At 57.6% G+C, this 11,914-nt stretch carries 8 protein-coding genes and 1 tRNA gene; 1 reads left to right on the forward strand and 8 read right to left on the reverse strand.

What is annotated here, in order from left to right; genetic code table 11:
* Window positions 1-116: 116 nt before the first annotated feature.
* The 8 genes from QZ268_RS19610 to QZ268_RS19645 all read right to left on the reverse strand — a co-directional run bounded on the left by QZ268_RS19610 (window position 117) and on the right by QZ268_RS19645 (window position 11,020).
* The gene (locus tag QZ268_RS19610) at window positions 117-2,126 is read right to left on the reverse strand and encodes a UvrD-helicase domain-containing protein (protein WP_365323016.1); all 2,010 of its coding nucleotides are present in this window, start codon (window positions 2,124-2,126) and stop codon (window positions 117-119) included.
* A gap of 402 nt (window positions 2,127-2,528) precedes the next feature.
* A tRNA-Ser gene (locus QZ268_RS19615) sits at window positions 2,529-2,618 on the reverse strand.
* 299 nt (window positions 2,619-2,917) lie between these two features.
* Complete coding sequence (locus QZ268_RS19620; protein WP_295455833.1) at window positions 2,918-5,497, reverse strand: DUF3772 domain-containing protein; 2,580 nt, start codon at window positions 5,495-5,497, stop codon at window positions 2,918-2,920.
* Entirely contained in the window at window positions 5,494-6,528 is a 1,035-nt protein-coding gene (locus QZ268_RS19625; protein WP_295455835.1) for a cysteine synthase A, read from the reverse strand. Before QZ268_RS19625 ends, QZ268_RS19620 begins: the two co-directional genes overlap by 4 nt.
* 40 nt (window positions 6,529-6,568) lie before the next feature.
* Window positions 6,569-7,675: an NUDIX domain-containing protein gene (locus QZ268_RS19630; RefSeq protein WP_295455837.1), complete on the reverse strand. Its 1,107-nt coding sequence runs from the start codon at window positions 7,673-7,675 to the stop codon at window positions 6,569-6,571.
* A 4-nt stretch (window positions 7,676-7,679) separates the two neighbouring features.
* Complete coding sequence (locus tag QZ268_RS19635; RefSeq protein WP_295455838.1) at window positions 7,680-8,120, reverse strand: TrgA family protein; 441 nt, start codon at window positions 8,118-8,120, stop codon at window positions 7,680-7,682.
* Between the two features lie 163 nt (window positions 8,121-8,283).
* Window positions 8,284-9,708, reverse strand: coding sequence for a deoxyribodipyrimidine photo-lyase (locus QZ268_RS19640; protein WP_295455840.1), 1,425 nt, complete (start codon window positions 9,706-9,708; stop codon window positions 8,284-8,286).
* 82 nt (window positions 9,709-9,790) lie between these two features.
* A complete protein-coding gene (locus QZ268_RS19645; protein WP_295455842.1) occupies window positions 9,791-11,020 on the reverse strand; it encodes an aminotransferase class V-fold PLP-dependent enzyme in 1,230 nt (409 codons plus the stop codon).
* Window positions 11,021-11,472: 452 nt separating this feature from the next.
* Between QZ268_RS19645 and QZ268_RS19650 the strand changes: the two genes are divergently transcribed.
* A partial coding sequence (locus tag QZ268_RS19650; RefSeq protein ID WP_295455844.1) for a BCCT family transporter occupies window positions 11,473-11,914 on the forward strand: 442 nt, incomplete at its 3' end.

Raw genomic sequence — 11,914 nt, forward strand, 5'->3', positions numbered from 1 at the left:
CTTCAAGGCCAGCTCAGAGGCTGCAAACAAAACCACAAAGGAGGCCACCTCATTGACCAAAGCATAGCGACCGATACATAACTAAGAGCGGGTCAAATCTCGGTGACAATACCGGGTCAGTTCTCAATGACATTCAACACATTGCCGAAGTTGCGCATGAGATTGATGTCCGACCCCGCAAAACGGTAAATCGATTGCCAATCATCCCCAACACCAAAGATGCGGGCGTCAGGATGTTGTGCTTTCAGAGCCCGAACGAGGCGCCCGCGGCTACGTGAAATATCCTGGAATTCGTCGACCAATATGTGCCGGAAGCAGCTGCTGTACTGGCCGTCTTCAACGTATTCTGACGCCCGCAGGATCATATCTTCGAAATCGATACGGCCCCCAAGACGCTTCTGATACTCGCGATAGACAGGCTCGAAGATCGACAGGAACGCGCGTGCGCGGCGACCGAGCTTCAGCTTTTTTCCTTTGGCTTCGCAATCCGCCAGACTGTAACCACCACCTTTGTAGTGGCGTAGAAACGTCCCGAGCAACTGTACAAAGCTGTCGACCTGATTCAGCTCGACGACACGATCGAACAGTGTCTCGCGGGAACGCGGCTTGAGTGTTTCAAACGGTGCAATTTTTTCAGCCAACGCCTCAAGCAAGCGGCCGTCTTCGCGCTCATAACTGAATGTTTCTATCAGTGTCGTCTCATGGGTCGTGTGGACTTCACGTTTCCAGGCCATTCCCGCCAGATATTCTTCACGGTCGACGAAAGGTGCTGTCGAAAACTGGTAAGACCCGTCGGCCATTTTTCTGCGCCTCACACCAAAATGCTCGATGTAGACGCCGCTATTCTTCAGACGGAAATCTGGGCAGTAATTGCGCCGACCTGTATCAGCGATGTGGTGTTCGTAGTCGGGCTCGTATTCATACTCGACGCCGTTTTCGTAGAGCCAGTTAGCGATCATCAGCTCTTCAAAGCTTTTCACCTGCTCGCCCTGCAAAGTGCGCAGGTCCGCCTTCTCGATGAACGTGTAGTATTCGTGCTTTTGCTTGAAGTCCCACTCGCTCTTTTCATCCAACCGAGCGTATGAGAACCATCCGATGATTGATTTCGATACCTCTGAAACGGTTTCAACAAGCGCCCGCAGGATTTCTCTGAGAAGCGCCAGAAACGCTTTGTCATCGGTCGCGTGTGCGGCGAGCGCAGGCTTGTTGCCTTCGACTGCACCAATGATGTCGTATGCGAGTGCGTGGAATGTTCGCGCTTCCAAAGGCTGGCCACAGCGCAGCTCGATACGCTCCGACATCTCCTTCGCAGCATCTCGAGCGAAAGCCAGCAACAGAATTTCTTCGGGTTTCCGGATACCGGCTTTCACCAGATATGCCGCCTTGGCCGTGATGACGCTTGTCTTCCCAGAGCCCGCCCCGGCAAGGACGAGCGTCGCATCCTCATCGGCGACGATGGAAAGCCTCTGCTCAGGTGTAAGCGGGTTTTTCTCGAATGTGTCGAAGAACTCCTGCCACCGCAGGACTTCCTCCCTTTCGAAGCGCTCGATGGCCTGATTTCGCCGAGGCCCTGGGGCATTGATGAACTCGCGGATCTTCCGGATCTGCGCAAAATGAACTTCGCCGATTGCTTCGCTGCGAAGTTTGGCGAAAAGCGTTTTTTCGAGCGTTCGGCCTGCATCCAAAACAGGGGAAAGGACGCATGCCGCTGGATACCTGGTTGGCAGGTCAAGCCCATCTATCGCACGCAAGATGGCATCAATTTCGCTGCGTTTTTCCTCAAAGAGCTCGATATTGAACGCGCTCCAGGCTTCTTGGACTTCCTGCGCAAAGACGTTTGCAGGCCTATGGTTGACGCCCCTCAGAGCCACGCCACTGCCATCGTCCATCTCGATGCGGACCGTCGTCCCCAACAAGCCTTTGGTTACGGTTGGTGGAGCCGTAAGGTTTTTCAGATGAACTTTTCGACCGCGACGCGCATCGATGATCAGTTGAAGATCGCGATGCTCAATCCCTCGGGCATGGGTCCCGAACGGATTGAGAAGTAGGGACAAAAACGGTTTAGGTTCAACGCGCATCAGGTCAGTTAACTCGCTTGCGGGAACGTTCCCATACAACTCCTGCATAGCTCGTCCGACTTGCCGCCAAGCTAGGGAAGAGAAAATCATTTGTCATCAGCAGTTTCGCTGGGGAATGGGTTGCGAACCTACCCCAGCAATCCGCCTGTTTTCGCTGTCATCCCGAGCAACGCGCCTACCTTGTGTTCCGTCTATGTTGCCGTCGATATCATTCGGAACGCGCGTTTTGGTTTTGGCGGGCCTTCAAGTCAGGCCATTGAAAAATAACATCAAAAGTGGACCGAACCGGAACGGACGAGGTTCGCCCAAACTGAGACTGTGGGCCATTCTGAGCCCAGCTTCGGACAGGCGGCGCGTCTATAAGGTTCGGTCGGTTCCCGCAAACCCCTTTGATAACACGCAAAATTCCGTGCCCGTCAGGGCGGTGTCACTGGTTCGCAATGGGGATAATGGCGGAGAGACAGGGATTCGAACCCTGGAGACGGTCTCCCGCCTACACACTTTCCAGGCGTGCGCCTTCGACCACTCGGCCACCTCTCCGTTAGGCGGACTTTTGACCGATCAGAAAAGGAATTGCAAGGCCCGTTCTGACAAAAAAACCATCTTTTTCAAAACCTTTTTCAATCAACCAGATACAGACCGAATAGGAGAAGAATGGGGGTAGAATGCCGACAGATCAGGTTCCCTTTCTGCAGTTCGCGCTGGCCCATACCAAGTGCCATCTCAGAGACTGTCGTGCCGCCAGCCTCTCACCCGTTTTCCGCAGCCTGCGTGGCGTTTGGCTGCCCCCGCCATCACCAGGGGTGCGGATCACACGCCCCGGCTGGCGCAGCCACTTGCTAGCGGTCTGCGTCAGGGTCTGCCTCCGCCGCACTGTCGTGCATATCGTCCAGATCCGGCCGATCGACAGCTAACCGGGTTCCGGTGCTGGCTCCGGTAGTGGTTTGAACCGAGTTCTGATCCGGTTGCGCGTCCTTGGCCTTACTCTGGGCAAATGCCTCTGGATTTCGGATCCAGAGATCACGCTGGGCAAAGGGAATTTCAATCTCTTCAGCGGCAAAGCGCGCGGCGATCTCGTAGTTGAGATCGGATTTCACCGACAAGACCCAGTTCACATCCCGCAAAATCGCGCGGATCTCAAAATCAAGACTATCGGCCCCGAACCCTTGGAAAATCACGCTGGGGGCTGGTTTCAACAGCACCATCGGGTGCGATTGGGCAATCTCGTTCAGGATGGCCTCGACGCGGCGCGGATCGGTGCCATAGGCCACCCCAACCGGCACAATCACCCGCCCAACCGTATTGCCACGGGTGTAATTGGTAACGGTGCCAGTGATCAGATCCGAATTTGGCACGATCACGTCGCTACGATCAAAGGTCTCGATCCGGGTAGAGCGCACCGAGATGTCGCGAACATAGCCCATCAGCCCGCCCACTTCGATCCAATCGCCCTTGGATATCGGCCGTTCCACCAGCAGGATGATACCAGAGACAAAGTTCGACACGATGGTTTGCAGACCAAAACCAATCCCCACCGAAAGCGCCCCGGCCACAATCGCCAGGGAGGAAAGATCGAGCCCCGCCATTGAAATGGCCACAAGCGCCGCCAGGAAGACGCCCACATACCCCAAGCCAGACACGATGGCATTCTGGCCGCCTGGGTCGATCTTGGTCTTTGGCAACAATGACGTGCGCAGGGTGCTCTGCACGACCCGTGTCACCCCGTAACCAAGGGCAAAAACCACAACAAAACTCAGAAAGGCAACCGGAGAGATCTGGGTGTCACCGATCTGGAATCCCGCCAGAAACGTCGACCAGAGTTCGGTCATATCTGCGACCCGGGCGCCCCAGATCAACGAGAGCAGCGGCAGCGCAATCAAAGACAGGGTAAACCCAACCGCCACCAGGACAAGCGAGTCTCGCGCCGCATCCCCCTGCCCTGACACAAAGCCATAAAGGTCGCCGGCAAAACGCTGCACGACAAAGAGCACCGCCAAGAGCAACAGCGTCGAGATCGCCGGGTAAATCAACGCCTCTGCAGCATTGACATAGCCAACCGCCGCAAGAAGTGGGGCTGCAAACCCCAGGAAAAAGGCACCACGGCGCACAACATCAAACAGCCGGCTGGCTCCGATGGAGATGCGGGTTTCCTGCTCTGTGTCGGGCTCGGCCTTATCCGCCGCGCCCTGCACCAGTTCTGACGGTTCCGCCTCTGCCTTTGAAACCCCGAGCATGTTCAACCGATACATCACCAGGGCTGCAGCCAGGATCAAAGGAAAGCTCAGCACCGACTGGGTGTCCACTGAGGTTTTTTCCAGCTGATACAGTTCGTAGAGAACATCCTGCAGCACCAGTATAACCGCCCAGAGGTCAATCATCAGGCGGGCTTCCCCGCGACGCGCCACTGCAAAGGGCACCAGACTGACCTCCTCGGGGGCCTTAAACAGCTGATCCCCAAGCCAATGGAAAGAGAACAGGATCAAAGCCCATCCTGGCAGGTGCTCCAGCATCAGTGTGCCCCGCACCCCCAGGATTCCAGACACCTCCAAAGAGGTTGTCAGCAAGAGAATTCCCAGCAATGGCAGGGCAACCTGCAGCAGCGAAACGATAAAGGTCCACACCCCAGTGCCACGGGCGCCAAGCATGCGCAGACGCCCCCCCATCGCCCGCGCCCAGAAGCGACCGCGCAGCAACAAGAAACTGCCAAGCAGGACCAACAGCAGAATTTCTGGAAAGCTACCCCAGATCTTCTCAACTGTGGTGTCACTTCCGATCTGTGACTTGGTTTCCAACCACAGGGTCCGCCCAGCCCAGCCCAGGGCCGCCAGGGCGTCTGGCCAGAGTTCAGGATTCAAAGGAGACGGGCCGCGCTGCAACAGGTACTTGGTGCGGCGTTCGCGAATGATACTATCAACTTCGCTGATCAAACCATCCGCGCGGCTAAAGGCTGATTCTGCGATAAGGCGTGGGGATTTTAGCTGGTTAAGCTGGCTGGTCAGCTGCTGGCGCAGCGCCGCGATGTCTTCTGGTTCTGTCTCGCCCTCAGCGGGGGGCTCGCCGAGCGCCGAAATCTGATTTGTCAGCGTTTGAATACGCTGCTTGTTTTTGCTTTTCTCGGCCTGGAAATCCTGACGAAAGCTCGTCAGTTCCTTGCGCAGTTGCTCAAAGGCAGCACTTGAGGCGCGTCTGCTGTCAATCGACTGCTCGGCCCGCAGGGCGGTGCTTTCCCACTCCTGCATATAAGTCTGTTGCTGCGCCGTCATCTGCGCAAAGACAGGACCGGCAGCTGCAATGCTTCCCAGAACTGTAACTGCAAGCCACAGGGCAAAGACGGCAATCAGCCGCGTCAAAAGGGCATGAGACCACAAGGCTGTGGTCGCACATCTGGCACGGGCTGACTGCCGGAACGCGGTGGTCATACGTCCTCGAAGACGCCCGGGATTGAAGCGGGTGTATGGGTCATCCAGTCAGGCACCGGCAGGTCTTTTTCACGCAGGAAGTCTGGATTGAACAGTTTTGACTGGTAGCGCGTTCCATAGTCACACAGGACCGTTACGATGGTATTGCCCGGTCCCATGTCCTTGGCCATACGCACAGCCCCGGCAATATTGATCGCCGAAGATCCCCCCAGCACCAGCCCCTCGTCATGCAACAGGTCAAAGACAAACGGCAGCGCCTCAGTGTCGGAGATCTGATAGTTGAAATCGGGCTTCAACCCTTCCAGGTTCTTGGTGATCCGCACCTGGCCGATACCTTCTGCAATCGAAGATCCCTCCATGGCGATCTCGCCGGTGGTGTAATAGGAATACAGCCCAGCCCCCATTGGATCCGCCAGTGCAATCTTCACGCCTTTGGGCTGCAGCGCCTCCGCCACCCCCGCCAGGGTCCCGCCTGAGCCAACCGCACAGGTAAAGCCATCCACCTTACCGCCGGTCTGCTCCCAGATCTCGGGGCCGGTGGTTTCCACATGCGCCTGCTTGTTGGCTACATTGTCGAACTGATTGGCCCAGATCGCGCCATTTGGTTCTGTTTTGGCAAGTTCATTCGCCAAGCGCTCGGAATAACGCACAAAATTGTTCGGATTGCGATAGGGGGCCGCAGGCACCTGTACCAGCTGAGCCCCAGCCAAACGCAGCATGTCCTTTTTCTCTTCGGACTGGGTTTCCGGGATCACGATCACGGTTTTGAACCCCATCGAGGCGCCAACAAGCGCCAGGCCAATACCGGTGTTGCCGGCGGTGCCTTCGACAATGGTTCCGCCCGGCTTCAGATCACCACGCGCAATTGCATCCTTGATAATATAAAGCGCCGCCCGGTCTTTGACCGATTGACCGGGGTTCATGAATTCGGCCTTGCCGAAAATCTCGCAGCCGGTTTCCTCAGAGGCCTTGCGCAGCCGGATAAGTGGTGTGTTGCCAATGGCTTGCGCCAGATTAGATGCGACGTGCATAATAGCCCCCTCGTTGCCTGAGGTTACATCTAGCCCTGCGTTAGCGCGACCTCAAGCGTTCCCGGTGACGTGCGAGCCAAAGAGCAGACAAAACCAGCGGCGTGTTGGCCGCCGAAAAGCGGTCGACGAAGCCCATCAGATCATCAAACGCCATCAAATGACTGCGAATATCCTCCCCTTCGCTGGTCAAACCGCCGATGCCGATGATGTCATCGGGCAAATCAGTCAGCCCAAGGAAGATGTAATAAAACTCCGTTGACGTGCCGGGAGTGGCATAGACCTCCGCCACTTTCTCCAAATGATGCAGGGTGAGCCCGGCTTCTTCCTGCGCCTCACGCAGGGCCGCGTCGCGTGGTGTTTCGCCCGCATCAATATGGCCCGCGATGGGTTCCAACTGCCACTGGGTTGCATCCCCCCGCGCCAAGGGGCCAACGCGGAATTGTTCCACCAGCAGCACCCGGTCCCGCACCGGATCATAGGGCAGGACAATTGTTGCATCGGTGGCCATAAACACCGCGCGTTCGATTTCATCTGATCTGGTGCCATCAAATCGGTCGTGCGTTAGCGTCAGGTCATCCAACGCAAAGAAATGCGCATACGGCCTTGATCTTGATAGTATTTCCGCTGATCCGGCCAAGGTCAACTCGCCATGGATCGACTTGGCGGCACGGACCTTGGACGCGGCCCTTGCGCGGATCATCGGGAACATGCCTGCAACCTCATCACGGGTTTTGGTGCCGAAGTACCCCATCACCTCGCGCGCGGCATGGCAACTCATCGCGGCCCAATCGGCCTGCCAATCTTCCAGCGACCAAGGCCCTGTGGGTGTCCATAGGTCAGGCTGGGGCAGGTAAACTTGGCCACGCTGGCCCCTGTCCAGGGTCACCGCAACCAGATCATAGGCAAAGCTGCCTTCGTAGTAATCAATCCGGGCGATGTCGGCCTCTGACAGCCCCTCTACCAACAACCCTGTGGCGGTCTGACCAGGTGCCGCGGCGATCATCGGGAACGGCCCCTGGGACACGCCGGACACCTGATAACCCGATAATGTGCTTGGCGCCAGGGTCAACGTGTCCGCACCACAACCGATCACAATCTCCAGCAATGGAACGTGGCGTAACGTGCCGTAAAAGAACATATTTTTCATGGATCTAGCGCCAACGTTTGCCGGCAAATTCAGTCAGCAACCCGGCAACCACAGCAGAGATCAACAAAGATATACCAATCGGAACTGTGGAGATGGTCCATACATAATCTGCCCCGATGGTGAAGACCGCTGTCATTGCCTCAAACACATCGTCATAGCGGTTGCGCATCGCCAAACGCACCATTTCGTTGATGGACTGTATTCCAACGCCCCAAAGCATCAGCACAAAAACGCCGGTCAGCCCGTTGTTGATGGCCGCAGTTATGCCCCGCCCCGCCCGCTTGCCCATAACGAACCAGCCAGCACAGAGGCCCAGAACGATGTTCACCGGAATAAAGTAGCCAAAGTCAGTGCTTTCGGGCATCAGCGGCATCACCATGCCAGAGACGGCAAAGGCCACAATGGCCAAACAGATGGCCCCCATCAATCGCGCGGCGGTTGGCATGTGAAATCCTTTGCATCAATTTTCGCGCTCTTCCAGGCGCGTCGCCTTACGTTAATCTGTGGCACGTCACAATTTCTACTGTCAAATGTCGCGGCCTGAGAAGTGAGGTAAAATTTCCACATCACGCGGTCACGCCTGGGGTCGCCAAAATTAGCGTCGCGTATCAAAATCCACGCTCCGCATAGGCCGCCAATGCCCGCTTGCGGCCCAGGTCCAACGGAACAATCGGGTCTGGGTAGGTCGCATCAGCGCGCAACTGCCACCTGCGTGGCACCGCGTCAAAGAACGCCAGCGCATCCGGGCTGGGGGTGCGGCACCCTTCGGCCAGCCAACGATCCACATAGACCCGGCCCTTGTCGAATTTATCCAACTGGGTATCGGGGTTGAACACCCGGAAATAGGGCGAGGCATCAGGCCCTGATCCGGCCGTCCATTGCCAGCCCATTGCGTTGCTGGCCGGGTCCCAATCTGTCAGGCAGTCCTCAAACCATGCCATGCCGATGCGCCAGTCGGTCATCAGATGTTTGGTCAGATAGCTGGCAACAATCATCCGCGCGCGGTTGTGCATGCGCCCGGTGACATACAATTCGCGCATCGCCGCATCGACAAATTCGATGCCGGTGCGGCCCTGTTTCCACGCCAAAACCTCGGCGCTGTCCGCATCTGTTTGCCAGCCAAACGCTTCCCATCCGTCGCGCCACGCGGTTGTCAGGATATGCGGCGTGTGATGCATCAGATGATAGGCGAACTCACGCCAGACCAGTTCTTTCAAAAAGGTCTCGGCCCCGGCCTTGCCTTCGTGCATGGCGCGCATCCCGGCGTGCCAGCATTGGTGTGGGCTGATCTCTCCAACGCTCAGGTTTTCGGACAACAGCGATGTGCCGTCGCGGCCCGGAATATCGCGCAGTTCTTTGTACTCGGGGATGATCGCTTTGCAAAAATGCGCCAGTCGGTCTTGGGCGGCCTGTTCGCCCAGTTGAACGAACGGCCGCACCACCACGCCACCACGGTTCATCGCGCCGCCCATGTTCCAGCCTTCCAGATCGTGCGTGGCGGGCCATTGCGACGGCGGTGTGATCGTCTGCGGCGCAGATCGGGGCGCATCGACCCCCATCTGTTTGACCGTGTTCCAGAACGGCGTGTAGACCTTGTAAAACCCTTGGGTCTTGGTCTGAACCCGCCATGGTTCAAACATCAGGTGCCCCCCGAACGAGCGCGCCTCAACCCCCTGCGCCCGCAACGCCTGTTTGACCGACGTGTCGCGCGCAACGCTGTGCGGGTCATACAACCGCGACCAGTAAACCGCCCCCGCCCCGGTTTGTGCCACCAGGGTTTGCAGCGCAGCCAGGGCATCGCCCTCCCGGCGCAGGATCAATTTGCTGCCCTTGGCCGCCAGCGCCTGTGCCAGATGCCCGACCCCCAGCCCCAACCGCCATTTAGGTGCCGCACGTAACGCCTCGGACAAGGTATCATGGATGAAAACCGGGATCACCGGGCGACCGGGATCACAGGCCGCACGGAGCGCTGCATGATCGCTGAGCCGCAGATCACGGCGGAACCATATCAGGATTGGGGATGGGTCAGTCACGGCATTGCCTCAGGTCTGTTTCACACTCTCTACCTAGGACAATGACCGCCGCGTCAAGGGCTTGGTTTATATTGAGCAAACCCTAATCCTGAAGCACATCATCCAGTGCGTTGAGCAATTGATCAATCTCTGCGCGCGAGGTGTAGTGGGTGAAGCTGAGGCGCAAGACGCCCATGTCGGCGTCCACCCCCAAGGCATTCAGCGCGCGACCCGCGTAAAAATCACCACCCCCGGCCATGATCCCGCGTTTGGCAAGGGCTGTCGCGACCTCGATGCCCGGCTGGTTCAGGGACAGCGCAACCGTGGGCGCGCGGCCCGCCGCCTGATCCGGGCCGATCAGGCGCACGGAATTGCGCGATTTGACCGCGTCCAGCAGCGGTTGCAGCAGTTCTGTTTCATGGGCGCGCATCAGATCATGCACCGCACGGCCCCGTGCGGCCGCATCTGCGTTCCCGCCAATGTGATGGGCATAAGCCGCATCCACATAATCCGCCATCCCGGCACAGGCCGCCACCTGCGCATGATCCGGCCCCGCAGGCGTGAAGCGTTTATAGAGCGTATCTGCGTTGAAGTGATGGCCTTGGTTGGGCAGCAACTCCCCCAATGCCCGCCGGATGACCATCAGCCCTTGATGGGGTCCAAAGGTCTTGTAAGCCGAAAACAGATAGATGTCAGGCCCAAGCGTGCCCACATCGGCAAAGCCATGCGGCGCATAAGACACCCCGTCAACACAGACAAAGGCACCGGCGGCATGGGCAAGGGCGGTGATCTGCGTCACCGGGTTGATCTGCCCCACCACGTTGGAACAATGCGGGAAACAGACCAGCCGCACCTTGTCATCCAGCAGGGTCTCCAGATCAGCCGGGTCCAGCGCGCCGGTGTCTGGATTGATAAGCCATTCGCGCACCTGGATCCCCTGATCCACCAACCGACGCCACGGGCCTGAATTGGCCTCATGGTCCTGATTGGTGACGATGATCGCCTCACCGGGTTGCATCATCTGGCCAAAGGCCTGCGCCAGCACATAGGTGTTCTGGGTGGTGGAAGGGCCAAAGCTCAACTCGTCCGCCGCTACCCCCAACAGGGCGGCCATGCGGCTGCGGGCCTCGTCCATTTCCTGCCCGCCAAGAGCGCTGGCCGCGTAAGGTCCGTAGGGTTGTACCTTGCGTTGGGTGTAAAACCGCGTGAGGCGATCAATCACAGGCTTGCAGGTATACGACCCGCCCGCGTTTTCAAAAAACGCCTGACCTTGCAAGGAAGGTTCGGCGAAAGCGGGGAATTGGGCGCGCGCCCATGCGTTGTCCAATATCATATCTGAACCTCCGATGCGACGCGTCTTTGGTCAAGTCGCAAGTGGCGTGCGGAGCCGATCGTGGATCACAACGCGGGGTCACAACGTGGCAATCGCGCATCAGCGGCACACAGTGGGTCGTATAGGCCAAAACCACTTTGCAGCAATAAAGCCGCTCTCATCAAAAAAACTAGGCGATGCCTGCCAAATATGGTAGGTTTGGCGTCAAAATATAGCATGGGGGTACGGTCGCCTTGGTCCGAAGCACGCATTGCTTGTCGTATTTGACACCAGAATGTCGGCAAGCACCCAACGTTGCTGGTCCAAAATCACCACACTTCTTGGATTGACCCGGTGTGTGGGCGCGATGCGCAGGGCATTGAAACGAGGAATGCAACACAGGTGCCAACACCGCCTGCCTCATCAAGACAGGACCGCACAACGCGGCCAACCTCAACAGGGACGGAGAGAAAATGTCAATCAAACCACCATTTACGGATCTTGATATCTCGACTCAAGATGCCGGATTTTACCAAGGCTACAGCCTTCCGATCGCGCTCATATCCAAGATCAGCATGGTCTTGCTGGTTCTCTGGGCACTGATCTGGCCGATAAACGCAGGGGATATGTTGAAATCAGTCAACACATCGCTGCTTTTGTCCTTCAACACCTTTTACATCTACGCCGTCGGCATGTTCGCCTTTTTCCTGTTTATCATCGCCATTCTCCCCTCCACCGGCAAACGCCTGCTGGGCACACCGGGCCAAAAACCAGAGTTTTCGAACTTTTCCTGGTTCTCGATGATGTTCGGTGCTGGTCTGGGTGTGGGTCTGATGACCTTTGCCACCGCCGAACCACTGGGCCTATGGGGGTCAAACCCGGTGCTGTTGTCCTCTGACACCGTGCCAAACAGTA

The sequence above is a fragment of the uncultured Pseudophaeobacter sp. genome (assembly GCA_905479575.1).
Taxonomy (GTDB): domain Bacteria; phylum Pseudomonadota; class Alphaproteobacteria; order Rhodobacterales; family Rhodobacteraceae; genus Pseudophaeobacter.